This is a genomic window from Luteibacter sp. RCC_6_2 (assembly GCF_041360655.1).
Lineage (GTDB): Bacteria > Pseudomonadota > Gammaproteobacteria > Xanthomonadales > Rhodanobacteraceae > Luteibacter.
In genome coordinates this window covers 155,087-181,475 of sequence record NZ_JBFUPQ010000001.1, presented here as the reverse complement: position 1 = coordinate 181,475, position 26,389 = coordinate 155,087, and the positions used below count along the sequence as shown (strand labels likewise).

24 protein-coding genes are annotated in these 26,389 nt (G+C 63.4%); 18 read left to right on the top strand and 6 right to left on the bottom strand.

What is annotated here, in order from left to right:
• Nucleotides 1–87: 87 nt before the first annotated feature.
• A complete protein-coding gene (locus tag AB6730_RS00770; RefSeq protein WP_371021755.1) occupies nt 88–1,557 on the bottom strand; it encodes an MFS transporter in 1,470 nt (489 codons plus the stop codon).
• A gap of 176 nt (nt 1,558–1,733) precedes the next feature.
• Between AB6730_RS00770 and AB6730_RS00765 the strand changes: the two genes are divergently transcribed.
• The 4 genes from AB6730_RS00765 (at nt 1,734) to AB6730_RS00750 (ending at nt 9,884) form a co-directional block, all read left to right on the top strand.
• Nucleotides 1,734–2,747: a LacI family DNA-binding transcriptional regulator gene (locus AB6730_RS00765; protein WP_371021754.1), complete on the top strand. Its 1,014-nt coding sequence runs from the start codon at nt 1,734–1,736 to the stop codon at nt 2,745–2,747.
• Nucleotides 2,748–2,938: 191 nt separating this feature from the next.
• Entirely contained in the window at nt 2,939–5,440 is a 2,502-nt protein-coding gene (locus AB6730_RS00760) for a glycoside hydrolase family 3 N-terminal domain-containing protein (RefSeq protein WP_371021753.1), read from the top strand.
• 285 nt (nt 5,441–5,725) lie between these two features.
• The gene (locus tag AB6730_RS00755) at nt 5,726–8,164 is read left to right on the top strand and encodes a TonB-dependent receptor (RefSeq protein ID WP_371021752.1); all 2,439 of its coding nucleotides are present in this window, start codon (nt 5,726–5,728) and stop codon (nt 8,162–8,164) included.
• A 124-nt stretch (nt 8,165–8,288) separates the two neighbouring features.
• Nucleotides 8,289–9,884, top strand: a complete 1,596-nt coding sequence (locus AB6730_RS00750) for a tryptophan halogenase family protein (protein ID WP_371021751.1) — start codon at nt 8,289–8,291, stop codon at nt 9,882–9,884.
• A gap of 6 nt (nt 9,885–9,890) precedes the next feature.
• Here the strand turns inward: AB6730_RS00750 and AB6730_RS00745 are convergent, their stop codons facing one another.
• Both AB6730_RS00745 and AB6730_RS00740 read right to left on the bottom strand, forming a co-directional pair.
• Nucleotides 9,891–10,244, bottom strand: coding sequence for a YkgJ family cysteine cluster protein (locus tag AB6730_RS00745; RefSeq protein WP_371021750.1), 354 nt, complete (start codon nt 10,242–10,244; stop codon nt 9,891–9,893).
• Nucleotides 10,231–11,973: a SulP family inorganic anion transporter gene (locus AB6730_RS00740; RefSeq protein WP_371021749.1), complete on the bottom strand. Its 1,743-nt coding sequence runs from the start codon at nt 11,971–11,973 to the stop codon at nt 10,231–10,233. The genes AB6730_RS00745 and AB6730_RS00740 overlap by 14 nt, the downstream gene beginning before the upstream one ends.
• Before the next feature lie 82 nt (nt 11,974–12,055).
• On the opposite strand from AB6730_RS00740, the gene AB6730_RS00735 reads away from it, so the two are divergent.
• On the top strand, nt 12,056–12,274 hold the full coding sequence (locus AB6730_RS00735; protein WP_371021748.1) for a ribbon-helix-helix protein, CopG family: 219 nt from the start codon (nt 12,056–12,058) through the stop codon (nt 12,272–12,274).
• Nucleotides 12,275–12,306: 32 nt separating this feature from the next.
• Nucleotides 12,307–12,654: a zinc ribbon domain-containing protein YjdM gene (locus tag AB6730_RS00730; protein ID WP_371021747.1), complete on the top strand. Its 348-nt coding sequence runs from the start codon at nt 12,307–12,309 to the stop codon at nt 12,652–12,654.
• A gap of 37 nt (nt 12,655–12,691) precedes the next feature.
• On the opposite strand, the gene AB6730_RS00725 is transcribed toward AB6730_RS00730, so the two are convergent.
• On the bottom strand, nt 12,692–13,609 hold the full coding sequence (locus AB6730_RS00725) for a LysR family transcriptional regulator (protein WP_371021746.1): 918 nt from the start codon (nt 13,607–13,609) through the stop codon (nt 12,692–12,694).
• A 146-nt stretch (nt 13,610–13,755) separates the two neighbouring features.
• Between AB6730_RS00725 and AB6730_RS00720 the strand changes: the two genes are divergently transcribed.
• A complete protein-coding gene (locus tag AB6730_RS00720) occupies nt 13,756–14,622 on the top strand; it encodes an NmrA family NAD(P)-binding protein (protein WP_371021745.1) in 867 nt (288 codons plus the stop codon).
• 162 nt (nt 14,623–14,784) lie between these two features.
• A complete protein-coding gene (locus AB6730_RS00715) occupies nt 14,785–16,005 on the top strand; it encodes a hypothetical protein (RefSeq protein WP_371021744.1) in 1,221 nt (406 codons plus the stop codon).
• A 241-nt stretch (nt 16,006–16,246) separates the two neighbouring features.
• On the opposite strand, the gene AB6730_RS00710 is transcribed toward AB6730_RS00715, so the two are convergent.
• Nucleotides 16,247–17,467: a PQQ-dependent sugar dehydrogenase gene (locus AB6730_RS00710; RefSeq protein ID WP_371021743.1), complete on the bottom strand. Its 1,221-nt coding sequence runs from the start codon at nt 17,465–17,467 to the stop codon at nt 16,247–16,249.
• A 41-nt stretch (nt 17,468–17,508) separates the two neighbouring features.
• On the opposite strand from AB6730_RS00710, the gene AB6730_RS00705 reads away from it, so the two are divergent.
• The 5 genes from AB6730_RS00705 (at nt 17,509) to AB6730_RS00685 (ending at nt 21,512) form a co-directional block, all read left to right on the top strand.
• Nucleotides 17,509–17,916: an ArsR/SmtB family transcription factor gene (locus AB6730_RS00705; RefSeq protein WP_371021742.1), complete on the top strand. Its 408-nt coding sequence runs from the start codon at nt 17,509–17,511 to the stop codon at nt 17,914–17,916.
• Nucleotides 17,894–18,397, top strand: a complete 504-nt coding sequence (locus tag AB6730_RS00700; RefSeq protein WP_371021741.1) for an SRPBCC family protein — start codon at nt 17,894–17,896, stop codon at nt 18,395–18,397. The genes AB6730_RS00705 and AB6730_RS00700 overlap by 23 nt, the downstream gene beginning before the upstream one ends.
• A gap of 305 nt (nt 18,398–18,702) precedes the next feature.
• Nucleotides 18,703–19,125, top strand: coding sequence for a hypothetical protein (locus AB6730_RS00695; RefSeq protein WP_371021740.1), 423 nt, complete (start codon nt 18,703–18,705; stop codon nt 19,123–19,125).
• 38 nt (nt 19,126–19,163) lie between these two features.
• Complete coding sequence (locus AB6730_RS00690) at nt 19,164–20,456, top strand: SGNH/GDSL hydrolase family protein (RefSeq protein ID WP_371021739.1); 1,293 nt, start codon at nt 19,164–19,166, stop codon at nt 20,454–20,456.
• Nucleotides 20,457–21,335: 879 nt separating this feature from the next.
• Nucleotides 21,336–21,512, top strand: coding sequence for a helix-turn-helix domain-containing protein (locus AB6730_RS00685; protein WP_371021738.1), 177 nt, complete (start codon nt 21,336–21,338; stop codon nt 21,510–21,512).
• Between the two features lie 50 nt (nt 21,513–21,562).
• Here AB6730_RS00685 and AB6730_RS00680 read toward each other — a convergent pair whose 3' ends face one another.
• Complete coding sequence (locus tag AB6730_RS00680) at nt 21,563–21,880, bottom strand: EthD family reductase (RefSeq protein ID WP_371021737.1); 318 nt, start codon at nt 21,878–21,880, stop codon at nt 21,563–21,565.
• 123 nt (nt 21,881–22,003) lie between these two features.
• Here AB6730_RS00680 and AB6730_RS00675 point away from each other — a divergent pair, with 123 nt between their 5' ends.
• The 5 genes from AB6730_RS00675 to AB6730_RS00655 all read left to right on the top strand — a co-directional run bounded on the left by AB6730_RS00675 (nt 22,004) and on the right by AB6730_RS00655 (nt 26,367).
• Entirely contained in the window at nt 22,004–22,918 is a 915-nt protein-coding gene (locus AB6730_RS00675; RefSeq protein ID WP_371021736.1) for a LysR family transcriptional regulator, read from the top strand.
• 247 nt (nt 22,919–23,165) lie between these two features.
• Nucleotides 23,166–24,032 (top strand): NAD(P)-dependent oxidoreductase, encoded by an 867-nt coding sequence (locus tag AB6730_RS00670; RefSeq protein ID WP_371021735.1) that lies wholly within the window; start codon nt 23,166–23,168, stop codon nt 24,030–24,032.
• A complete protein-coding gene (locus AB6730_RS00665) occupies nt 24,029–24,853 on the top strand; it encodes an oxidoreductase (RefSeq protein ID WP_371021734.1) in 825 nt (274 codons plus the stop codon). The genes AB6730_RS00670 and AB6730_RS00665 overlap by 4 nt, the downstream gene beginning before the upstream one ends.
• A 49-nt stretch (nt 24,854–24,902) precedes the next feature.
• The gene (locus AB6730_RS00660; RefSeq protein ID WP_371021733.1) at nt 24,903–25,751 is read left to right on the top strand and encodes an alpha/beta fold hydrolase; all 849 of its coding nucleotides are present in this window, start codon (nt 24,903–24,905) and stop codon (nt 25,749–25,751) included.
• Between the two features lie 85 nt (nt 25,752–25,836).
• On the top strand, nt 25,837–26,367 hold the full coding sequence (locus AB6730_RS00655; protein WP_371021732.1) for a VOC family protein: 531 nt from the start codon (nt 25,837–25,839) through the stop codon (nt 26,365–26,367).
• Nucleotides 26,368–26,389 lie beyond the last annotated feature (22 nt).

Genomic DNA, 26,389 nt, shown 5'->3' with positions numbered 1-26,389 from the left:
CCCCTCCATCGACGACGACGCGCCTTGCGGCATCGCCGAAGGATGGGTGAGTTTGGGGAGTTATGCAACTTTGGGGAATTTCGAACCTTAAGCCCGGCGTTCGGGCTCCGGAACGTACAGCGTGCACAGCGCGGCAATGAGCAAACTAGCCCCGCCCATGCCAAGCGCCCAGATGGGTTGGTTATGAAAGCACAGCCGCAACAGCAGCCCGAGGATGCTGGCGGCGAGCACCTGCGGGATCACGATGAAGAAATTGAAGATGCCCATGTAGACACCCATCTTCGCCGTCGGCAGATGGTCCGACAGCAGCGCATACGGCAGCGATAAAATCGAGGCCCAGGCGAAGCCGACACCGACCATCGAGGCGAGCAGCCAGCGTGGGTCGCGGATGTACAGGAACGACAGCAGGCCGATCCCGCCAAGGCATAGGTTCACCACGTGGCTGACGCGCAGGCCCCATCGGCGCACCATCAGCGGAATCACCACGGCGGCCAGCGCGCCGAATCCGTTGTACGCGGCGAACAGCACGCCGACCCAGTTGGCTCCCTCGTTATAGGCGGACGAGCTGGTATCGGCGGTGGCGTACATCGTCTGCGTCACGCCCGCGGTGGTGTAGATCCACATCGCGAACAGCGCGAACCACGAGAACAACTGCACCCCGGCCAGTCGCCGCATCGACATCGGCATGCCATAGAGGTCACCCATCACCTCGCGGAGCATGCCGTGGCCGCGGGTACGGCTGAGCCAGGTGAGTAGAAGACCGAACGCGATGAGACCGCCGGCCAGCAGGTAAACCTCCTTTTCCAGCACGAAATGCCGGATCGCGAACAACACCGCGATACCCGCCAGCAGTAGTAGCAAGCCCGGTCGACCGGCGCGCGATACATCCACCGACGGCCCTTCAGGCACGGCATCGGTGAACGAGCGCAGCTGCGCGGGTGGGTATTCGCGCGTGGTCAGCATGGTCCACAGCACGGCACCCAGCAGTACCGCTCCGCCCACGTAGAACGCGTACTTCACCGTATCGGGGATGCCACCACCCGGCGCCACGTTGGCGACGCCAGCCCGCGCGAGTACCCACGGCAGGATGGAGGCGATCACGGCCCCCGCGCCGATGAAGAAGCTCTGCATCGCAAAGCCGGCGGGACCTTGTTGCGTGGGTAGTTGGTCACCGACCAAGGCGCGGAACGGCTCCATCGACACGTTGATCGACGCGTCCAGTATCCACAGCAATCCGGCGGCGATCCACAACGCCGGCGCGTTCGGCATCCACAGGAGCGCCAGCGAGGCGAACACCGCTCCGGCCAGGAAGTACGGCCGGCGCCGGCCCAGGCGGTTCCAGGTGCGGTCGGAGTAGTGGCCGATGATCGGTTGCACGATCAGCCCGGTCAGGGGCGCGGCGATCCATAGGGCGGGAATGTCGTTCACGTCCGCACCCAGGGTCTGGAATATCCGGCTGACGTTCGCGTTCTGTAGTGCGAGGCCGAACTGAAGGCCGAGAAAGCCGAAACACATGTTCCATATCTGCCAGAACGACAGTGCGGATCTCTCCGTCATCGGTGGTCTGCGCTGTGGTTGATCCAGGTCATGGGTTCCTCCTCCAGCGACAGTTATGTCATGGGCCGTCCGATCCCGCATGCTGCGGTCGCAGCATCAGTGCCCGTAGCCGCCCTTGTAAAGCGGAGGGCTCTGGCGGCATAGTCGATCGACAGTGTGATGACAGCGGAGAATCCATGCGGGTACGCCTCGAAGATGTGGCGCGCGCGGCGAACGTATCGCCCAAGACCGTATCGCGCGTGCTTAATGACGAGGCCAACGTCACCGATGCCACGCGCGAGCGCGTGCGGGCCGCCATGGAGGCCATGGACTATCGCCCGCATCCGTCGGCGCGCAGCCTGGCGGGCAATCGCTCGTTCCTGGTAGCGATGTTGTACGACAACAACGACAACCCGTCCTCGACCTATCTGGCCGAAATCCAGGACGGCGTGCTCGAGGCCTGTGACGCGCATCGCTACAGCATGATGGTACGACCGCTTCGTATGCGCGATGGCGACTTCATCCGTCGCTTCGATGCCTTGATTTCCGACCATCACCCCGACGGCGTCGTCCTGACGCCGCCGATCACCGACTATGCGCCGCTGCTGAAACGCCTGCGTGAGCGCAACGTGCCCTATGCCAGCGTGTCGCCGCTTCGGCGGGGCAAGACCCTGGGCGTGACGATGGACGAACAGCACGCTGCGCGTGCGATCGTGGAACATTTACTGGCGCTGGGCCACCGGCGGATCGCCCACGTGGTCGGCATCGCCAACCATGGCGCCAGCCGTTGGCGGTTGGCGGGCTACCGCGAGGCCATGGCCGCCGCGGGCTTGTCCGAAGACCCGGCCCTGGTGGTGCAGGGGGCTTTCACCTTCGGCTCGGGTGTTGAGGCCGCGCGACAGTTGTTCGCACTGGCCAAGCGGCCGACCGCGGTGTTCGCCGCCAACGACGACATGGCCACCGGCGTGATGTGGGCGGCGGGCGAGTACGGCTTGAAGGTGCCGCACGACCTGTCCGTCTGTGGGTTCGACGATACGCCCCTGTCGCGCCAGTTGTGGCCGGCGCTCACCACCGTTCAACAGCCCAGCCGCGAGATGGGGAAGATCGCCGCCGAGCAATTGCTGAGCGAGTTACGCGGCCACGGCACCGGTCGGCTCGTGCAACTGCCTTTCTCCCTGCAGATTCGCGGCTCCACCGCCATCGCCCCCTAGCTCCCACGTCGTGGAATGGGCCAGGCTCATGCTGCAACGCAAATTGACAGCGCTGTCATTCCTGCCAGGATGCGGCTCGGAAGCGTACCGCCGGTGCGCCAGCAGGGAGCTTTGCCGTGCCATTGCTGCAGCGATCGAGCCTGTTTTTACGAAGCATTCCCGTGGCGCTGTCCTTTTGCGGAGCGTTGCTCATGACCGTTCCAGCCATCGCCGGCGATGGCACCGCCGTTCACCCGGAGCAATGGCCAAAAGGCGAATCGCCGCTGCCACCCGACCCGGCGATCGAATCCCGTATCCGGGCGCTGTTGGCGAAGATGTCGGTGGAGGACAAGGTTGGCCAGATGATCCAGGCCGACATCAAGTACGTGACGCCGGACGATGTACGCGAGTACCACCTGGGCTCGGTGCTGGCCGGTGGCAACTCCAAACCGCCCGGACAGCCATACCCTGTCGCCTCGCAGTGGCAGGCGCTGTCCGATGACTTCTACCGCGCATCCATGGATACATCGCGCGGCGGTCTGGCGATCCCGGTGCTGTTCGGCATCGACGCCGTGCATGGCCACAACAACCTGGTCGGCAGCACGCTATTCCCGCAGAACTCCGGGCTCGGCGCCACGCGCGATCCGCAACTGATCCATGACATCGGTGAGGTCACCGCGCGGGAACTGCGCGCCAGCGGCATCAGCTGGACGTTCGCGCCGACGCTCACCGTGCCGCAGGATGGCCGCTGGGGTCGTTCGTACGAAGGCTATTCGCAGAACCCGAAGCTGGTGGCGGAATACGCCGCCGCGGTGGTCAGCGGGCTGGAAGGCAAGCCGGGTACTCCCTCATTCCTCGATGCAGGGCATGTGATCGCCACCGCCAAACATTTCGTGGGCGATGGCGGCACCCGCAATGGCAAGGACCAGGGCGACGCCCAGATCAGCGAAGAGACCTTGCGCGACATCCACGCGGCCGGCTATGCGCCGGCAATCAAGGCCGGCGTGCAGGTGGTGATGGTCTCGTTCTCCAGTTGGAACGGGGTGAAGATGGCCGGCAACAAGGCGCTGATCACCGACGTGCTGAAGAAGCGCATGGGCTTCGATGGGATCGTATTGGGCGACTGGAACGCGCACGGACAAGTGCCCGGCTGCACCAACGAGGATTGCGCCGCGGCCTACAACGCCGGGCTGGACATGCTGGAGGCGCCCGACTCCTGGAAGGGTCTGTACAAGAACACCCTGGCCCAAGTGAAGGCGGGGGTGATTCCGATGAGCCGCGTCGATGATGCGGTGACTCGCATCCTGCGGGTGAAGATGCGTCTTGGCATGTTCGAGGCCGGTATGCCGTCGGCGAATGCGCTGGCGGTCAAGTCGGCCGAGGTGGTCGGGAGTGCTTCGCATCGCGCGTTGGCGCGCCGTGCCGTGCGCGAGTCGTTGGTGCTGCTGAAGAACAACCGGGGGGTGCTGCCGATCGATCCGCGCAAGCACATCCTGGTGGCCGGTGACGGCGCCGACAACATCTCCAAGCAGAACGGCGGCTGGACGCTGACCTGGCAGGGCACCGGTCTGACCAATGCGAATTTCCCGGGAGCCACCTCCGTCTGGGCGGGTCTCCAGGCACAGGTGAAGGCGGCTGGCGGTAGCGCCGAGTTGTCGGTGGATGGCGATTACAAGCAGAAGCCCGATGTCGCCATCGTGGTGTTCGGCGAGGACCCTTACGCCGAGTTCCAGGGCGACCTGCCGAACCTCGCCTACCGCCCGGGCAACGACCGCGACCTCGACCTGCTTCGCAAGCTGCGCGGGCAGGGCGTTCCCGCGGTGGCGGTGTTCCTGACCGGAAGGCCGCTTTGGGTGAATCGCGAGATCAACGCCGCAGATGCTTTCGTCGTGGCGTGGCTACCGGGCAGCGAAGGCGAGGGCATCGCCGATGTGCTGCTGCGCACCCCGGACGGTCGCATGGCGCACGATTTCCAGGGCAAGCTGGCCTATGCGTGGCCGCGTAATGCGATACAGGTACCGGTCGCGGCGGCCGCACGAGGCGAGCGTCCGCAGTTCCCCTATGGCTTCGGCCTGACCTATGCCGATCGTGGAAACACCGGCACGTTGCCCGAGGATGCCGGGGTCGTGCTGAGTTCCGGGCAGGCCGGCGTCTACTTCACCCGCGGCAAGCCGGCACAGGATTTCGTGGTGCGCCTGACCGGCGCGAACGGCAAGGCCATGAATGTCACCGCCATACCGGCCGCGACGCCGGACGGCAGCCTGAAGATCAGCGCGCTCGACTACAAGGCGCAGGAAGACGCACGCAGCCTGACCTGGTCGGGTGCCCATGCCGGTGCCGCACGTGTCGAACTGGTGGCGCCCGCGCCGCTCGATGTGGACCGTGAAACCAACGGCGACGTCTTGCTGGTGACCACGCTGCGCGTCGATGCGATGTCACCAGGGGATACGTCGACCGTCGGCATCGGCTGCGGTGCCGGTTGTGGTGGCGAGGTATCCGTCGGACAGCAGCTTTCCGCCTTGCCCAAAGGACAGTGGTTGCGCGTGGGCATTCCGTTGAAATGCTTCCGCGACGCCGGCGCGAACATGAGCAAGATCGATCGGCCCTTTGAATGGTCCAGTCATTCCGGCGGGCAGGTCGCCATCACCGACGTGTCACTCGGCACGGTAGCGGACCGGACGTTGACGTGCCCGACTCGCGGTGACAAGCCATGAAGCTCGTCTTCGTGGTTCGGGGGCCGGGCTGTTTATTTGCTTTGCACCAATATCCACTTGTTGAAAGCCGCGACAAGCAGCTCGCGGGGCTGTGCAGCATGCGTTTGTAATGCGTCGATGACGTGCTGCCATGCGGCAAGCATTCATCGGCATGGCGCTCTATCATCCAGTAATGACAGCGCTGTCATTCTGGGTATGGGCGCCGTGGGGAAGTAGGGGAATCTTTGTCATGGCCGACGTGTGCGGCGGACAACACTTATCCGAACGACTGTTGGGGAGAGCCAGATGAATCTGCATCGCAAGTTGTTGTATGTCGCCATGTCGCTCGCGTTCGCTCCGGGCACGCTGTTCGCGGCGGACCAGGACACGACGGCGCAAAACCCGCCGTCCAGGAACCCAGGGGCCGCTGACAAGAAAGTACAGAACCTGGACGCCGTGTCGGTCACGGCGACCAAGCGCGAGACGCCGCTTCAGAAAACACCGGTGGCGGTTACGGCGATCACCGTCGACACGCTCGACAGAGAGCGTGTCATGACCGTGCAGGACCTGACCAAGCTGGTACCCGGCCTGCAAGGTACGTCGCAGGGCGATCATGGCGTGGTGACGCTCACCATGCGCGGCATCGGCAACGACAGCGCGAAGACCGAGTACGCCGATCCGGAAGTCGCCACCTTCGTCGACGGCGTGTACGCGCCACGCGCCGAGGCCGCGTCGGGTCTTCTGCTGGACATGGATGGCGTCGAAACGCTGCGTGGCCCGCAGGGCACCCTTTGGGGCCGCAACTCCACCGCCGGCGCCATCAGCTTCCAGACGGCCAAGCCGGATATCGGCGCGGGCTTCTACGGCAATGCGCAGGTCGAAGCGGGCAACTTCAACCAGACCGGCGCGCGCGCCGCGTTCAACCTGCCCATCAGCAACACCTTCGCCATGCGTGTCGCGGTGGTGCACCAGGAGCACGACGGCTACGTCGATTACCAGAAACCGTCGGGCCAGTTGCCCACGGTGGCGCAGCAGCAGCAGGCGTATCTCGCGTCGCCCATCTCCGGGGGCTCGCTGGCCAACTTCAAGCCGATCGACCCGGGCCAGTACGTGCAGGGCGGCAACAAGTACAACTCGCAGGACCAGTCCGCCGCGCGCGTCAGCGCGTTGTGGCAGCCCAGCGATGCATTCAAGTGGAACCTGTCGTACGAGTACTTCCGGGATCGTGGCACGCCCAGCCTCAGCCTGATGCAGACGCCGCGCCAGGGACAGGATTTCTGGTCCGCGCTGATCGACACCGCGCCGTACCTGGACCGTACGTCCCATACGGTGCGCAGCCGCATGGACTGGAACATCAACGATGGCATGCAGCTCAGCTACATCGCCGGCTACAACAAATACTCCGGCAAGAGCGACTTCGACCAGGACGTCGGTGTCAGCGTGCCCACCAGCTTCACCACCAATGGCGTCTACCAGGACGATCGCACCAACGACTCCAACTACAAGAGCTGGAGCCAGGAAATCAACCTGAAGTCCGTCGGGCCGCAGACGGTGGACTGGATCCTCGGTGCGTACTACGGCTACGAAGACAACGACATCCGCTTCGACATCCCCATCATGAACGGCACGCGCTACGGCACCGTGAGCTGGCAGGGTTCCTTCATCCAGCCGAAGGAAACGGTGGAGTCGTACGCGTTGTTCGGCCAGGCCACCTGGCATCTCAGCGATCATTGGCGCCTCACCGGCGGCGTGCGCTGGTCGCACGACGACAAGGAGAACAAGGGCGGCATCAACTGGGGTTGGAACTACGACCCGAACGTGCCGCAGGTGCCGATCTCCCCGGATGTGTATCCCGATCCGTCGAACGGTTTCAACATCTCGCAGCGGAACAGCGCCAAGTACAGCAAGAGCAAGCCGACCTGGCTGGTCCGCCTGGATACCGACGTCGGCGAGAACGGCCTGCTCTATGCGAGCGTGTCCACCGGCTACAAGTCCGGCGGTACGCAGGACGCGGGCACGCTGTACAAGCCCGAAACGCTGACCAACTATGAAATCGGCAGCAAGTTCACCTTCTTCGATGGCCACATGACGTGGAACTCGGCCGTCTATTACGAAGACTTCAAGAACTTCCAGCTTTCGGCGCCCATCGTTTATCCCGACGGCAACCACGGCCTGGGCTTCTCCAACGTGGGTGGCAGCACCAAGGTGTTCGGCATCGAGTCGGAACTGGCTTATCAGCAGAAGGACGATCGCTTCAACCTGATCTTTTCGGCCATTCCGAAGAAAGAACTCGGCAGGCTGGTCTATGCCGGGTCCAACGACTACCAGGGCCTGCCGGCATGCCCGCCGGAATCCAACCTCGCCAACTGCATGAACGTCACCGGCAACGACCTGCCGCATGCGCCGAACATATCGCTCACCGGCATCTACGAGCACACGTTCCACCTTGCCAACGGCGGCCGCCTCACGCCACGCGTCAGTGCGCAGTACCAGAGTTCGCAGTGGCTGAGCTACTTCAACCTGGGGTCGGGCGACCGACAGAAGGCGTACACGCGCGGCGACCTGTCACTGCGTTACAGCGAGCCGGGCGACAAGTGGTGGGTCAACGCGTACGTGCAGAACGTGTCCGATGAGAAGATCCGCACCAGTGCCGGCCGTTTCCAGATGGGTGACGGCTCGCTGCAGTACGTGTCGCAGTACCTCGCGCCGCGCACCTACGGCGTCCAGTTCGGCGTGTGGTTCTGACGTGATGCGCGGCGGCCCCCATGATGCACATGCCGTCTGAGGTTTGCCGTTCCTATCTTCCCTATGAATGGCGTTTTTGCCGGGTCCGCGTGGGGCGGCCCGGCAGTTCTTTCCGGGAAACATCATGGCGCGTCTGAAGAAGGTGCTGGTCGTGGGCGGTGGCACCGCCGGTTGGCTGGCCGCGTGCTATCTGGCCAAGGCGGTCAACGCCGTCGATCCCCGCAGCGTGCAGGTCCACCTGGTGGAATCGCCGGACATCGGCCTGCTCGGCGTGGGCGAAGCCACGTTTCCCTCCATTCGCGGCACGCTGTCGGCCATCGGCCTCGACGAGCGCCGCTTCCTGGTCGGCGCCACCGCGACGTACAAGCAGGGCATCCACTATCGCCATTGGGTGCGGCCGCCGGGAACTCCCGGGGCGGACCATTTCTTTCATCCCTTCAATGCACCCAGCCAACGTCCGGGTGGCCCCGAGTTGTTGCCGTATTGGCTGTTGGGTGCCGCGCCTGCGGGCATGCCGTTCGCCGATGCCGTGTCGATGCAGAGCAGCCTCGTCGATCACTCACGCGCCCCCAGGCGCGCAAGGGACGCGGACTACCAGGGGCCGATGAACCATGCCTTCCACTTCGATGCCGCCTGCTTCGCACGCGTGCTCGCCGAGCACGGCCAGCAGGCGCTCGGCGTGGTTCGGCACGTGGCGACGGTGGAGCGCACGGAGCTGGACGAGAACGGAGCCATCGCGCGCGTGGTGACCAAGGAGGAGGGCGAGCTCACCGCCGATCTCTACGTGGACTGCACCGGATTGCGCGGCATGCTGATCGGCAACGTGATGCAGTCTCCCTTCCGCAGCCGTGCGGACGTGCTGTTCGCCGACCGCGCCGTGGCCATGCAGGTACCGTACGACACCCCCGATGCACCGATCCCCTCGTACACCATCTCCACCGCCCAGGAGGCCGGCTGGATCTGGGACATCGGCTTGCAGAAGCGGCGTGGCTCAGGCTATGTCTACTCGTCGCGGCACACGACCGACGATCGTGCCGAGGAAGTGTTCCGGCGCTACCTGGGCCGTGCCGGCGACGGCCTGAAGGCCATGCACATCAAGTTCGAGACGGGATACCGTCCCGAGCACTGGCGGAAGAACTGCGTGGCGGTGGGCCTGGCCGGCGGCTTCGTCGAGCCGCTGGAATCCACCGGCATCGCACTGATCGAGCTGGCGACCTACCTGCTCACGCATTTGTTACCCGGCGATACCGACGACATGGAAGGCGCCGCACGTCATTTCAACGAGATGATGGTGGCCCGCTACGATCGCATCATCGACTTCATCAAGATGCACTATTGCCTGAGCCAGCGGCGTGATTCGGCATTCTGGATCGACAACGCCGACTCATCCAGCATTCCGCAAACGCTGCAGGACAAGCTCGAGAAGTGGAAACGGCGCCCGCCGCATCGGTTGGACTTCATCAGCGACCTGGAAATGTTCATGACTTCCAGCTGGCAGTACGTGCTGTACGGGATGGAGTTCAAGACCGATCTCGAGCCCATGCGTAGCGCGTATCCACACACGGAAGCGGCTCGCCAGGAGTTCGCGATGATCCAGCAGGCGGCCATTCGCGCGCTGGACGATCTGCCGGACCATCGTGCGCTTGTCGAGCAGCTCTGCCGTGAGTATGTGCAGCGCCAGAAGTCGGATGCGAGCGTTGCGGCATCCGTTTCCCTTTGAAACGCGTTACAGCAGGACTTGCCGTGTCCGTGCCAGGAACTGGTGGATCTCGGCCTCGGTCCTCGTATCGATCATGTACACCGGCCGCTTTCCATTAGGGCAGGGCAACCGCGGCGTCGTGCCGAACAGGCGGCAGATCAGCGGGCGCTCACCGTATACCTCGCAACCGTGCTTGCCGAGGTAGGGGCAACTCAGGTCGGACAGTGCCTTCTCATGTTCGGCCTCGGTCCGGGTGGGCAATCTCGCCACTTCTTCCGACGACGCCGTCACCGGTCCGCAACAGTCATGGCAGCCCACGATGCAGGTGAACGAGGGAATGCGCCGGCGCAATGCCTCGATGGTCCGGTCATTTGGTGTCATCGGGTTCCGATCCTTTCGTGTGCTCGGCCGAAGCATGCCCGGCGCTCAGCTCTCGCGACAGTGCCAACGCGGCCTCGTAATGGTCGACGAAATACAACTCACCCTCACGCGGATGCAGTGCCATGGCCCGGATCACCCGTCGTGGTTGCGGTTGCAGGCCCGAGACGACGAGTACGATGCCGCGCCTGCGACAGCGCTCCAGCAAGGTCTTGAGGGCATGGACACCGCTGGCATCGATGATGGGGACCAGCCGCATGCGAAGAATGAAGACACTGGGTGGCTTCTGGAACTGATCGAGCAGATCGTCCAGCCGATTGGCCGCACCGAAGAACAACGGGCCGCTGATCTGGAATACCTCGACGCCGGGAGGTAGCCGGGCACGTTGTGAGGCGTCGTCGGCCATGGCGCGTTCGTCACCGTTTTCATCCAGCAGCTTGATGCCCGTGTTGACCTCGACCGCTTCCGCCATGCGAAACATGAAGACGAAGGCCGACACTACGAGGCCCACTTCGATCGCGATGGTGAGATCGAAGAATACGGTCAGCCCGAAGGTCAGCAGCAATACCAGTCCATCCCCTTTGGGCGCCGAAAGGGTATGACGAAAATGTTCGATCTCGCTCATGTTCCAGGCCACCACCAGCAGTACGGCGGCCAGGGCGGCGAGGGGCACGAACTTCATTAGGGGCGCCAGGACCAGCATGAACACCAGCAGCAGGGCGGCGTGGATGATGCCGGCCACCGGCGTCCTGCCACCGGCCCGTATGTTGGTCGCGGTGCGCGCGATGGCCCCCGTTGCGGGAAGGCCGCCGAACAAGGCGGAGCCGACATTGGCGATGCCCTGTGCCACCAGTTCGCCATTGGAACGGTGCCGGCCGCCCGTCATGCCATCCGCCACCACGGCCGACAACAGCGATTCCACGCCCGCGAGAAAAGCGATGGTGAACGCGCTCGGCAGCAGTTCGCGTGTGCGTTCGAAGGGAATATGCGGCACGTCGAACGTCGGCAGCGCCGACGGCAATCCACCGAACCGGCTGCCGATGGTCTCCGCGGGTAAAGCGAAGATCACGCACAGGGCGGTGCAGACGAGCAGGGCGATCAGGAAGCCGGGCCATCCCGGCCGCCAGCGCCGTATCGCCGCGATCACGGCAAGGCCTGTCACCGTAAGCGCCACGGTCGCCGGCTGCATGGTGGGAAGCTGGTGAACATAAGCGATCCAGCGGTCGAGAAAGTCGGCCGGCACGGTGGCCATGGACAACCCGAGTGCGTCCTTGACCTGGCTGGAAAAGATGCTGACCGCGATGCCCGCGGTGAACCCCGTGATGACCGGTTGTGGCATGTACTTCATCAGGGTGCCGAGCCGCAAGAGCCCGGCACCGATCAACATCAGGCCAGCCAGGAGCGTGCACAGGACCAGGCCGCCGAAGCCGAACTTCTGGATGACCACGAACACCACGGGGATGAATGCCGCCGTGGGTCCACCTATCTGTACGCGCGAGCCCCCCAGGGCCGAGATCAGGAAGCCCGCGACGATGGCGGTGTAGAGGCCTTTTTCCGGCGTGGTGCCACTGGCGATCGCCAGCGCCATGGCCAGTGGCAAGGCCACGATGGCGACGGTCAGGCCCGCGATCGCATCGCCGCGAAGGTCGCGCCAGCGATAGCCCTCGGAGAACACGGTGTACAGCTTCGGCAGATACAGGCGCAGGTAGTTGCGAGCGGCCTCCGCGTCCATCGTTTCCCCTGGGGCAAGACCCATTGAGTGTGAATCGTATTATAATCGAATACACACCTCATGTGATTCAGGCTGGCCGGACATGCCCACCGAAAACCGTACCGCTCGACTGACCATCCTGATCGACCCACGCAAGAAGGCCGTGTTCGAGCGCCTCTGCGCGGCCGAGGACACGACACCGTCCCAGGTCGTACGCCGCCTCATCAGGGAATACATAGAGCAGGCCTCCGGGCGCCCCTGGCATGCGGAGGACGAGGCTTTGCCCGACGAGGCGTCCGGGCTCCACGCCAGAAAGAAATAACGTATCTGTCCTACCGATTAAGAGAGCCTTGCATGGAAACCTCAGATATCCCGGCGTGTCCGGTGTGCGCCATGGAAAACACGTATCCCGATGGCGACTTGTACATTTGCCCGGATTGCGCGCACGAATGGTCCCCGCTGTCGACGAAGGTCGACGAGGGGCTGGTAACGGTGCGCGACGTCAACGGCAACGTGCTCAATGACGGCGATTCGGTCGTGGTGATCAAGGACCTGAAAGTAAAAGGCTCGTCGCTCACGCTGAAGCAAGGGTCGGTCATCCGTGGCATCCGCCTGGTGGATGGCGATGCCGAGCACATCGAAGGGAACTCGGAGAAGATCAAGGGCCTCGTGCTCAAGGTGTGCTTCTTGAAAAAGGCCTGAGCGCCTCGTGGGCATGGGTGATCTTCTTCCGGAAACGTCAATCGGCTCGTTGAATTTCTTGAGCCGCCTCGAGGCAGAACTCGACGAACTTTTCGACCTTGAGCGGCGTGAACTTCCTCGAGGGCCAAACGATGTACAGCGGAAAGGTCTCGCCCGGCCAATCCGGGAAAAGGTCCACGAGCGTGCCGCGGCGCAGTTCTTCCCTCACACTGATCGCTAACACCTGGGTGATTCCACCCCCGGCCAAACACGCTCCGATCTTCGTATCGACGTCGGAGAAAGTCTGTTTGCCGACCGTACTGACGGGAAGTGTCTCCCCAGCACGCTGGAACTCCCATTCGAAGGGGCGGCCGCTCTGGGGATCCACGAATTGCAGGCAGTTGTGGTTGGATAATTCCGACGGATGGGCAGGGCGTCCGAAGCTCTCTAGATAGGCGGGAGATGCCACCGTAAGCACACGCGTATCGAGAAGGCGGCGAGAAATCATGCTCGATGACGGCTGGGCGCCGAATCGAACAGCGACATCCACCCCATCGGCATTCAAGTCGCCGGTGTCCGAATGTTGACTGATATGAAGATCGACCGCGGGATAGCGCCGGGCGAACTCGGGCAGTCGCGAGCTGAGGATATGGCGTGCGAACGCCGCCGCCACGCTAGCGCGCAGTAGTCCGGTGACCTCCGACGCGTCGCGTGAAGCCGCCGTTGCGGCTTCCTCGATAGCTGCCAGATGAGGCGCTGCCATCTCATATAAGCGGCTCCCTTCCGCCGTCAGCTTGAGCGCACGGGTCGAGCGGGCGATAAGCCGGACGGCCATGCGCGCTTCGAGGCGTGAAATGGCCCGGCTCACACCCGAAGGGGAAAGGCCCAGAAGCGTGGCCGCCCGCGTGAAGCTGCCGTGTTCCACCACGGCGGCGAGGATGGTCACGCCCGAAAGCAAGCGCGCGTCGATGGGCATAGATGCACACTCTTGAAAAAATGCAAAGAAAGCTTGAGCAACTTGCATCTAATCACAGGTGGTCCGCCGCGGCTACAGTCGATCGTCGGCAAGGTCTTCCCAGACAAGCCTTGCCATAGCTGCAATCGACTATTGAAAGGTGACCTATGTTCGCTATTACAGCCATTACCGGGCGCGTCGGCGGTGAGCTCGCCAACACCTTGCTCGATGCGGGAAAGAGCATTCGCGCGATCGTTCGGGACAAAAGCAAAGGCCAGTCGTGGGCTGCCAAGGGCTGCGAGGTAGCCGTCGCCGAGCTCGAAGACGCGGAATCTCTCACCGAGGCGCTGCGCGGTGTGGAAGGGGTCTTTATCCTTTTCCCCCCGATCTACGACTCGGAGCCGACCTTCCCTGAGCTACAACCTCGTATCGATGCGGTTCGCCGCGCACTGATCCAGGCGCGACCAGGCAAGGTCGTGGTGCTGTCGACGATCGGCGCCGAGGCGACCCAGCCGAACCTCTTGAACGCGCTCGGGATGGTCGAGGCCGCCTTGGCGGACGTGATGCTTCCCATCACGTTCCTGCGCGCCGCCTGGTTTATCGAGAACGCGGAGTGGGATGTCGCGTCGGCGCGCGACGAAGGCGTGTTGCATTCGTATCTTCAGCCACTCGACCATGAAGTGCCGATGATTTCCACCGTAGACGTCGGCCGCACCGCCGCGGCACTACTGATGGAACATTGGGATGGACACCGGATCGTCGAACTGGAGGCCGCCGAGCGCGTGACGCCCCACCAGATGGCGGCGGCGTTCGGCCGTGCCTTGGGTCGGGACGTCCGTGCCCAGGTCGTTCCGCGTGAGCAGTGGGAGGTCATCTTCCGACAGCAGGGCATGCGTCACCCAACACCGCGCATGCAGATGATCGACGGTTTCAATGAGGGTTGGATCGACTTCAAGGACCGGGGAGCCCATGCCCGAAAGGGCCAGGTCACCCTGGACGATGCGATCACCCGCCTGATCGAACGGAAGGGCTGAGGCAGTATCTGCGCGCTCCCATACATAGGCGCTTCCATCGGTATGCCGATCGAGCTATGGGCAGGCGTCCCAGGTTAGGCCATGCGGCCGACTGCCGCCTCGCGCCTCCTTGGGATGTAATGGAATCGTCACCAGGCAGGGCGGCGCGCGCAAGGGGGAATCATGAACGTCGTCGACGCCGGCCGTGTGCCGGTCATCGTCATGGGCCAAGGGCCCACGGCACTCGGCATCCTGCGTGCCGTGACCCTGGCCGGGATTCCCGTCCATGTGGCATGCCCGCCCGACGACCTTACGACGCGATCGCGCTGGTATCGTCCTGTCCCGGGCGCGTCATGGGATGGTCGCCCGGGCCCCGCCGCGGAGGACGCGTTACGCGCGATGCCGCTGGATCGCGCGGTCCTGATCGCCGGCGCGGACGACATCGCCATGTGGTTGTCCGAGTTGCCGTCCGACCTTCAGGAGCGATTCCCGGTATCCACCGCCAGCCATGCGGTCCAGGCACTCCTGCAGGACAAGGCCACCTTTGCCCGCCACCTCGAGCGCTTGGGCATTCCACATCCTCGAACGTTTCACCTCGGCTCACTCGCCGAGGTGGATGCCGTTCCCATGGAAACGCTAGAGCGCGTTTTCATCAAGCCGGTGAACTCGCAGCGTTTCAGCGACGTCGTAGGTGCGAAAGGTGTGTGGGTCCACACTCGTGACGAGCTAAGGGATACATGGGCTCGTCTGCACGCCCAGGGCTTCTCGCTCATGGCCCAGGAATACATCCCCGGACCCGCGACCGAGCATTTCTTCGTCGACGGATTCCGCGACGCCAGCGGTGCGTATCCCGGGCTGTTCGTCCGCCAGCGGATGCGCATGTCTCCTCCCGATTTCGGAAACAGCTCCTGCTCGCGCTCCGTTCCGCTGGACCGGGCGGATGAGGCGGTAGGGCAGGTGTGTCGCCTGCTCGACGACGTGGATTACCGAGGCATCTTCAGCGCCGAATTCAAGCGCGATCCGCGAGACGGCCAGTTCAGGATCATCGAAGTCAACACGCGCGCATGGACGTATGTCGAATTCGCTGCCCGCTATGGGGTGAACGTGTGCGAGATGGCCTGGCAGGATGCACTGGGCGAGCCGGTGCGGATGGCCTCACGAAGCTATCCGATCGGCAAGTTGTGCATAGATCTCCACCACGACCTGTCCAGCCTCGGGCGAACGCCGAAGCAGGAAATCGGCAGCGTCTTGCGGTTGGCGATGCAGTGGGCGAGGGCGGATCTGCACGTATTCCGGTGGAGCGATCCACGGCCCGCGTTGCATGTGCTCGGGTCCTTGCTGCTCAAGCGCATCGCACGTACGCGCGACACCGCCCCGGTGGCACGGCAAGGATCTTCGGCCTGAGTGTCGCAGCGCGACGGCAGTGGGAGCCGACGGGCGCGCTCCGGAGGGAGCGCTCTGGTGGGAGCCGACCCTGTCGGCGATGGGTGCTTGCTTCGACCTGGCCCGCTGCCGCGGGATCGCCGACAAGTCGGCTCCCACAGGTGTATTCCTAAATCCCCCAGGTCCATTCCTACCCGGCCTACCCGACGCTGTCGTGGGAGCCGCTTCAGCGGCGATGGGGTGCTTGCCTCACCCTGGCCCACTACCGAGGTGTGAGGTGGTACAGGCCACCCGGTTCCGCATCTTCAAGCAGCCAGAGCGAACCATCCGGCGCCTCTTCAACATCGCGGACGCGTTTGCCGATGCTCCAGCGTTGCACGGCGGTGGCACCGCCCTTGCCATCGAAAGTGATGCGGATGATTCCCTCGCTGATGAGGCCACTGGCCAAGGCGCTGCCCTTCCAATGCGGGAACAGGTCGCCCTTGTAGAACATGAGATTGCCTGGCGCGATCACCGGCACCCAATAGATCACCGGGTTGGTAAGGTCGGGCCGCGTATCGGCGTTGGGGATAGGCACGCCGTTGTAGTTCACGCCATAGGAAACCAACGGCCAGCCGTAGTTCTTGCCACGCTGGATCAGGTTCAGTTCGTCGCCGCCGCGAGGGCCGTGCTCGAGTTCCCATAGTCGACCATCGGGACCGAAGGCGAGGCCATACGGCGTGCGATGGCCGGTGGACCACGTTTCGGCCGGCGTGAGGTTGGGTCCGGGGAAGGTATAGGTGCTGACGACGGGGGCCGTCTTGGCCGCCTCGGTATCGGTCGCCGGATCGATCAGCGGGATGGTGCGGGCGCCGACCTTTCCCGCCCATGGATTGCCCGGCGCGGGTTTGCCGTCGAGCGTCAGCCGCAGGATCTTGCCTTCCGGTTGATCGGGGTCCTGGGCGGGCGTGAAGCGCTGGCGGTCGCCCACGGTGAGGAAGAGGTATTTGCCGTCCGGCGAGAAAGCGATCTGGGCGCCGGCCTGGCCACCCTTGCCTGTGGGCATCTGGCGCCAAAGCACTTGGAAGTCGTCCAGGCGGGGCTGATCGCCATCCAGCACGAGCTTGCCCCGGCCCATCGCCAGGCCGCCGCCATAGTCACCCGGTGCGACGTAGGTGAGGTACACATAGTGGTCGCGGGCGTAATGGGGCGAAAGGAAGACGCCCAGCATGCCGTTCTGGCCTTCGACATAGCTGGCCGGCACGCCCTTGATGTCCGTCTTGGCGCCTTGTTGGGTTACCAAGGCTACCCGGCCGACTTTCTCCGTCACCAGCATGCGGCCATCGGGCAGGAACGCGATGCGCCAGGGAAGATCGAGGCTGGCGACCTTCGTGATGGTGAAGGGAAGATCGGGATCCGACTTCTGATCGCCTGCATTGGTCTGTGCGTGAGCGGCGGTCGTCAGCACGGCCCCGAACAGGATTCCGCTTACCAGCTTCTTCATGTGGGTGTTTCCTCACTTCGGAGTGACGCGGGAGATCTTAAGTGCTCTGGTTGCAAATCTCCCATGCCTGCCCTACAGTGAACCATATGGTTCAGTATCAAGCCCGCCTCGACGCGACGTTCGCCGCGCTCTCCGATGTCACCCGACGCGGCGTGCTGGAGCAGCTCGGGGGTTCGGACGCCTCGATCACCGATCTCGCCCAACGATTTCAAATGACCCTCACGGGCATGAAGAAGCACGTCAGCATCCTGGAGCAGGCGGGGCTCGTCACCACGGAGAAGGTCGGACGTACACGCACCTGCAAGCTCGGACAGCGCCGGCTGGAAGAAGAAGCGGCCTGGATCGAGAGGCACCGTCAACTCTGGAGCGCTCGCTTCGACGCTCTGGACGATCTCGTCGAACACCTGAAACGCAAGGAGAAGGCAGATGTCCAAAGCAAAAGAAAGTAGTTCCGCCGCCGCGAACCAGACCGCCGTGAACCGCAAGTCCGATCGCGAAATGGTCGTGACGCGAACGTTCGATGCCCCCGTGCACATCGTCTTCGAAGCGTGGAGCAAGCCCGAACTGTTCAAGCTTTGGTGGGTTCCGAAGTCGGCGGGCATGTCGCTGGTGTCGTGCGACATGGATATCCGCACCGGGGGTACGTACCGACTCGTGTTCCGGCATCCGGCCTTCGATCAACCGATGGCGTTCTTCGGCACGTACAAAGAGGTGACGCCGAACAAGCGTCTCGTTTGGACGAACGAAGAGAGCGACCAGGGCGCCGTGACCACGGTGAGCTTCGAAGAGGATGCCGGGAAGACGCGGGTCACCCTGCATGAAATCTATCCCACGAGTGCGGCCCTCGACGAAGCCCTCGCTGGATCGGCGGAAGGTCTGCCCGAACAGTTCGCGCAGTTGGATGAGTTGCTCGCAGGCAGAGCTGCGTAAGGACGATCGCCACTGGCCGGTGTTCCCGCGGGAGGGGGGTGGCTGCCGGCCGCCCACCGGGGATGACGGACTGCACTTGCTAGAGGTCGCGCGGCTGCCTATCGTGCGACCTTCAGCATGTCACTGGCAGGGGAGGGGACACCGTGGAATCCGTGCTGCTTCGTAAGTCGACGTTGCTTTGCGCTCTCGTTCTCGCAAGCGTTCCGCTGCAGCCCACCGCCGCGCAAAGCGCTCCCGCTGCAACGGCTCCAGCCGCCGCGAGCACGACGGAACCCCCCGCGGCGCGCCCCTCGGATGTGGCTTCGATGGACGCGATCATCGAAGCGGTCTACGACGTGATTTCAGGTCCCAAGGGACAGGAGCGCGACTGGAACCGCATGCGTTCGTTGTTCGCGCCTGGCGCGCGCCTCATTTCAGCGCGTACGGGAAAGGATGGCGTCACTTCGGCACATGTGATGAGCGTGGATGATTACATCCGGCTGGGCGATCCGTTGCTGAAGAAGGACGGGTTCTTCGAACGAGAGGCGCATCGCACGGAAGATCGCTTCGGCAACATCGCCCAGGTGTTCAGCACCTATGAGTCGCGCCACGAGAAGGATGGCAAGCCATTCCAGCGCGGCATCAACAGCTTCCAGCTTTTGTTCGACGGCAAGCGCTGGTGGGTGGTGACGATCTATTGGCAGGGTGAGCGACCGGAGCTGCCGATTCCAAAGCAGTACGGCGGTTGATGGAACAAGGTTTCGTGTCCGGGTGCAGGAGAGTCGGAATGTTTTCAAAGCTGTTTTCGAAAGCTGGATTTTTCGGGGTCGCTTTCGCGGTGACGGGCGCTCTCGGCGCCACGGTTTGGGCATCGACAGCACCCACGGAAACCCGGGTCTGGCGTGAGGCCTACCAGTCCAGTCCTGCCCGTTACGATCCGCTGGCACCGGAATTCGTAAAGATGCTGGTGGAGAAATTCAAGATGCCGCCTGCGGTGGTCGAGCAGATGCGGCCGCAGACCGCGAGCGGTACGCAACGAGTCCGCCTCGTCGTATCGGCAGGGGGACCGCAGATTCGCGTCCGCGTTTCGAACGAGGAAGCGACGGAGCCCTTGGTTCTTACCGCCGCGAGCGTAGGGCTCGCCGGAGAGGGGTATGCGTCCAAACCGGGCACGCTTAAATCCGTCACCTTCGGCGGCCATCGCAATGTCACCGTCCCTGTGGGCGCCCCGGTGCTTAGCGATCCCATCGCACTCCCGGTCGCATCCGGCACCGAGCTGATCGTCAGCACCTACGCCAGGGGATCATTCAAGCTCGATCCTCTGGGAGGCGATGCGGTCGTGGTGGCGGCCGGCGATCAGACGATGAAGAACGAACTTGCCGGGGGAACGCCGATGGTGGGCAGGCCCGCCATCACGGGCGTCGCCGTTTTGTCGCCGTCTTCCCGGCGAGTCATTGCAACACTGGGTGACTCCATTACCGATGGCAATCGTCCTGCACTCACGGAAAGCCGTAGTTGGCCGGAAGTGTTGGCAAGCCGGATCGCGGCACGCCGGAGTGGCGGCGATTATGCCGTCGTGAATGCCGGCATAGGCGGCAATCGTGTCCTGGGGGCCGGTTGGGGGCCGTCCGCGCTTGCCCGGCTTGACCGCGACGTTCTGCGGATCGATGGGCTGTCGCACCTCATTGTCCTCGAGGGTACGAACGATATCGGCATGTCGGGGCACACGGTGTTCGGCAACCAACCCGTGGTGACGCCCGAGGATCTGATCGCCGGTTATCGACAGATCATCGCTCGCGCTCATGCGCGTGGAGTCAAGGTCATCATGGGAACGATCATGCCGTTCGGTGTGTCGATGACACATTATTCGCCAGAGAACGAGCACACGCGGCAAGCAGTCAATCGTTGGATACGGACGTCGCGTGAGGCGGATGGCGTGGTTGATTTCGATGAAGTTGCGCGGGACCCGAAAAATCCGGTGAACATGCGCGCGGAGTTTGGATCGGAGGATGGGTTACATCCGGGGGCCGCGGGGTATAAGGCGATGGGGGAGGGGGTTGATCTTTCGGTGTTTGAGTAGGTTTATAAGTCTCACCAGGAGTTGAACCTCATGACGACACCACCTCTTAAAGCGATACTCGTCGCCGCCAGCCTCCTTCTTTCTAATTTCAGTGTGCAGTAGTGAGCTTTCCGGCCCGTGGATCCTATCTATCGAGAATCCTGAACATCGTGTCGTTGCCACTCTCAAGGTGAAGTTCACAGACGAGCAGGCGCAATCTTGCATTAGTGGCGACTGGAAGGTTCTGGAGATCGTTTCATCGACGACGCGGGACAAGAATTTCTTCCCAACATCAGATCCACTCTCATATCAGATTGAAAACAAGCAACTCACAATTGGTCGCAATGGGGTTTGCGATGCGTATCTTTGGCTAAAAGGCCCGCTCGGAGGTCCTTCGGTAAGCGGCGACTACTTCAGCCTGGGACTTGGAGGAGGTACTCCGCTTGGCTACTTCACCTTGAATCAAGCAAGGTAATGATGGCGCCAGCTTGCAAGAGTGCTCACTTCCATGCTCGTCTATCACAGTGCACAGCCGAATAGGGTTTCCAATTACCGGGAAGACTCTGCGCATACTTGTGCATTAAGCATCCTGCGAATGAGGCCTTCCTTCTGTCCGATTCGGAGCTCGCATCCAACCCGTGTCGCCAGTCGATGAGACCACAGGGGAGGGCGATTAAAGCTGGTTATCGGGGGTACGTGAGGCGGTACTGGTTTCATGGGTATCGATCCGGCCGAGGTGCTCGTGAACGGTCTCCAGCAGCATGCAGATCCCGACCTCGCCCATCAGCTTGGTGCAGTTACACGAGCAGCGGGTGCGGACGCTACGGTATTCGTCAGGTTCTTGCTCGACGATCCGACCCACCGTGCGGCCGTGGATGGGATGGGCCTGCGGCGCGCAAGGTGCGTTCGCGCGACCTTGCGGCGCACGTGGGAATCACGGAGAGCAACCTGTCGCTGTTGAAGTCGGGAAAGGTGCGCGGCATCCGGTTTGCGACGCTCGCGGCGATCTGCGAATACCTCGACTGCCAGCCGGGAGACATCCTGGTTTACGACGCAGATGCACCGGACCTTTCATGACGTCGCCCGGTGCTCGGGCGGCCGGGGCGGGAGCAGACCGCCACTCGACGTCAGAGCGGTGCGGCTCGCACGCGCGTCGGTATAAGGTCGGTAAATGCGATCACGTCGGCCATGACTGCCGCCGCTTCGGGCGAAGCGAAAGCCGCTTCCAGAGCGGCCTCGTCGCGAAAGACGCATTCGCACAGGGCAATCGTGCCGATGCGATCCTGCGACGGGAAAAACGCTGTCGTGCCAAGCAGGCCGTACTTTGCCCACGCATCCATGACGAGAGGGAGATGGGTCGCGTCGTAGTAGTCTCGATCGAAGCGATCACTCGCCTCGCCCGTGTAAATGACGTAGATCACGACGCGCGTATCGTTGGCTGACATCGGCAGTTCTCCAGCGGCATGGGCCATGCAGCCGCCATTGTGGGACGTTCGTGACTGCCTGAGGACTACCAGTTCTGCAGCTTCGTTTTACATTTATGCACGCGCCGGCTGGGCATTCCAGGCGTGCATATCGATCGATGCGATATATTCCCGTCAACTTCCCACTACGAAGGCACAGACATGGAATGGAGCGACGTCCGGATCTTCCTGTCGGTGCTCAGGAGCGGCTCCTACGGTGAAGCAGCACGTCGCCTTGGCGTGAGCCACCCCACGGTGGGGCGTCGCATCAAGGTGCTGGAAGAGGAGGCCGGGCAGACGTTGTTCCGGCGGACGGCCGACGGGCTCGTTCTGACGGATGCTGGCGACGCCATCGTGTCCGCCGCCGAGGCGATGGAGCAATCCGCGCTATCGATGGAACGTCGGCTTGCGGGTAACCAGGAGGGTCTTGAGGGCGTGCTACGCATTGGTTGTGCGGAATGGTTCGCCAACCATGTGCTCGCTCCGGTCATCATGGAACTGGGCAGCCGCCATCCGGCGGTGATACCCGAGGTCATCGCGGGATATCGCTTGTCCGACCTGTCGCGTCGCGACGTGGACCTCGCCTTTCGCCTTGTGCCGTTCACCGAACCCGACGTCGTCCAGCGTCGCCTGCTGACCATGCCCTACGGGCTCTACGGCTCGGCCACGACCTTGGAATGCCTGGGCGACGATCCGGCAGCCGTCGGTCTCATCTTCATGAACGAAGCACAGTCCCATTTTCCCGATGTCGCCTGGTTGCGAGAGCGATTCCCCGACGCTCGTCGAGTCTTCGCCAGCACGAGCCGGACGGTGCAGGCACACATGTGCCTGAGAGGTGCGGGTCTGGCTGTCTTGCCACGTCCGTTGGGGGACGCCATGCAAGGATTGCAGCGCGTCGACGCCATCGGATCACCGCCGGGCAGGGACATCTGGGTCGGGTATCACCGCGACCTCAAGCGGATGGATCGCCTGCGCGAGTTTCTTCGCATCGCCGACGCGGTACTCGCGACCGCCGGTTAAACCAGCAGCCTCCCGCGCGCCTTGCGCGTGGGAGCGGGCCTCGGCCGCGATGGGTGCTCGCGGCAATCACCCGGTCAGCACTTATGCCGCGATCCATTTCCCTCGGCCGCGCGCACTATGTCGAACATATTTGCACGCGTAATGTGCATGATCGTCAGTGCCCTAACATTATTGTTCTTGATAGCTTGAATGCAGCGGCGCAATCCGCAGGTCGCGCCTGAGCCTCTCGACATCGCAGGAGATAGATATGCAGATCGGTTTCATCGGTCTTGGCAGCATGGGCGCCGCCATGGCCTGCAATCTGGTCAAGGCGGGACACGAGGTGCTGGCCTGGAATCGAAGCCCCGTCGCTGCAGACACGGTACCCGGAGTCACGCTACTGAGCGGCCCGGAGGACGCATTCCGTGCGGACGTGGTGTTCACCATGCTGTCGGACGACGCGGTGATTCGCGAAGTCGTTCTCGACGCAGGCCTTCTTCGCAACGCCCGCATGGGGCTGATCCACGTGGTCACCTCGACGATCTCGGTAGGGTTCGCTAGGGAACTGACGATGCTTCACGACGAGGCCGGGATAGGGTACGTGTCGGCACCGGTGCTAGGACGGCCGAACGTCGCAGCAAGCGGACAGCTCAACATTCTGGCTGCCGGCAAGGCCGACAGCGTGGCCGCCATCGAGCCCGTGCTCTCGTCGCTCAGCAAGAAAGTCTGGAAGTTCGGCGAAGACCCGGCCCAGGCCAACGCCGCCAAACTCGCGGCCAACATGATGATCGCCATGGCGATCGAGGCGATGGTCGAAGGCGTCGCGCTGACCGAAAGCGTCGGTCTGGATCGCGCCCATTTCTTCGAACTCATCCTCGGCACCCTGTTCGCCGGCCGTGCTTATGAGAGCTACAGCGCCCAGATTACCGCGCGCTCGTTCGAGCCCGGCTTCAAGGCGAAGCTCGCGCTCAAGGACATGCGCCTTGCGAGCGAGCTGAGTGAGAAAGCCGGCCGCCCGCTGCCGATGCTCGATGTCGTTCGCGAGCGGCTCGCCAACGTCGTATCGGCAGGCCTTGGCGAGAAGGATTGGTCAGTGATAGCCGCATCCGACCGCGATCTGGGGCATCACCCATGAAGACCTGGCTCATCACTGGCTGCTCCAGCGGATTTGGCCAGCGACTTGCACTCGCTGCTGCCGAGCGAGGCGATCGCGTTATTGCTACCGCCAGGAACGTCGAGACCCTTCGTGAGATGGCCGCCCGATTCGATGGACGCATGCTCGCATTGCCGCTCGACGTGACCGATGCGACATCGATCGACGCCGCCGTCGCGAAGGCGATAGCGACCTTCGGCGACATCGACATTCTCGTCAACAATGCCGGCTACGGTCTGTTCGGTGCGATCGAAGAGGGCACCGCGGAGGAATACCGGCCGCTGTTCGATGTCAACGTCTTCGGCCTGATCGAGACGACCCGGGCGTTGCTCCCGACCCTGCGGCGCAACGGCGGCACGATCGTCAACATGTCCTCCGGTGCCGGCATCGCTGGTAGCGGGGGAGGCGGGTACTACAACGCCAGCAAGTTCGCCGTCGAAGGACTGTCCGAAGCGCTCGCGGGAGAGCTCAGGCCATTCGGCATGCGGGTGATCCTCGTCGAGCCGGGGCCGTTCCGGACCGAGTTCCTGGGTCGCTCGATCACGATGGCGTCGAACGAGATACCGGAATACGTGACGACCTCGCGGCGCCAGTATCGCGAATCGAACGACGGCAAGCAGGCCGGCGATCCCGATAAGGCGGTCGCCGTGATCCTGCAGGCCGTCGATGCGGACGAACCGCCGCTGCACCTGCCGCTTGGCCCGGTGGCCCACGACATCGTCGAGCGAAAACTGGCGGCGTTCCGCAGGGACATCGACGCGTGGCGCGACGTCTCGATCAAAACCGATTTCGAACGGCCGTGAGCGTGGGCGCACAGTCGGTTCCGATGCCATTCTTCGATGGAGTTCGAACATGTTTTCCAATCTAGAGGGCTTCAGCCAGCAGCTGATTCCGGTGAACAGCATCAGGATCAACGCCGTCACCGGCGGTGAAGGCCCGGCCATCCTGCTGCTTCATGGCTGGCCCGAGACCTGGTGGGAGTGGCATCGCGTGATGCCTCTTCTCGCTAGGCATTTCAGCGTCGTCGCCATCGACCTGCGCGGCGCCGGCTTCTCCGATTGCCCGCTCGACGGCTACGACAAAGCCACGATGGCCCGCGACGCCCATCAGGTCATGCGCTCGCTCGGCCATGAGCGTTACGCGGTGTGCGGTCACGACATCGGCGGCATGGTCGCCTTGCCGCAAGCGGCGCTGTTCCGCGACGCGGTCAGTCACCTCGCCGTGCTCGACGTACCGCTGCCGGGCTGGAGCGGATGGGAGGAGACCGTCGCGAAACTCTGGCACTTCTCGTTCCACGCGGCCCGCGACGTGCCGGAACGGCTGATCCACGGCCGGGAATACGACTACATCTCGGCTTTCATGGCCGAGCGGTTCTACGACCACAGCAGCTTCAACCCGGCGGATGTCGAGATCTTCGCGAAAGCCATGGCGCTCCCGGGGCGGACACGCGGCGGCATGGAGTGGTATCGAACGCTCGCCGCCGATCATGCGGCGGCGCTCGAATACAAGAAGCAGCCGCTCGGCATACCCGTTCTGGCCCTGGGCGGAGATCACCGTTTCGGCCCGCGGATGGTATCGATGCTGCGCGAATTCGCGACCGACGTATCCGGCGGCTCGATCGACCGTTGCGGTCACTATGTCGCGGACGAACAGCCCGCCGATGTCGCCGCAGCACTGATCGCGTTTCTCGGCGCCGGGTGATCCGGGCCGGCGCGTAAGCACGTCTCCGATCATCGAGGCTTGCGTCAAACTTTTCATCGAACGTCAAACCCAAACGGAGACCATCATGTCTGCACCTGAAATCCGCGGCGTCAACCACGTCGGCATTACCGTTCCGGACATCGAGGCGGCGAAAGCGTTCCTCATCGAAGCCTTCGGCGGCCAGCTTCTTTATCAGTCGTTCGGGCCGGAGGACCCGCCGCGCCAGGGTCCCGAGTTCGAACGCGGGGTGGGTGCATATCCCGGCACCATCGTGCGCGCGCAGGCGATGGTGAAGCTCGGTACCGGCCCCGACATCGAGCTGTTCGAGATGCACGGACCGCAGCAGGCCCAACCCATCCGTGCCAGCGACTTCGGCATCACGCATTTCGCGCTCTACACCGACGACATCGACGTATCCGTCGCGCGCTTCGAGAAGGCGGGCGGCAAGGCGCTGACGGCACCCCGCGCCATTCCCTATGCGACCGAGAAAGGCCCGGGCAACAAGGTGTGCTACTGCCAGATGCCGTGGGGCACGACGATGGAATTTATCACCACGCCGGACCGCATGCCGTACCATGACCAGACGTACCTCCGTCGTTGGCAGGACGAGGGTTGAGGGAAGCGAAAGGGCGCCGTTA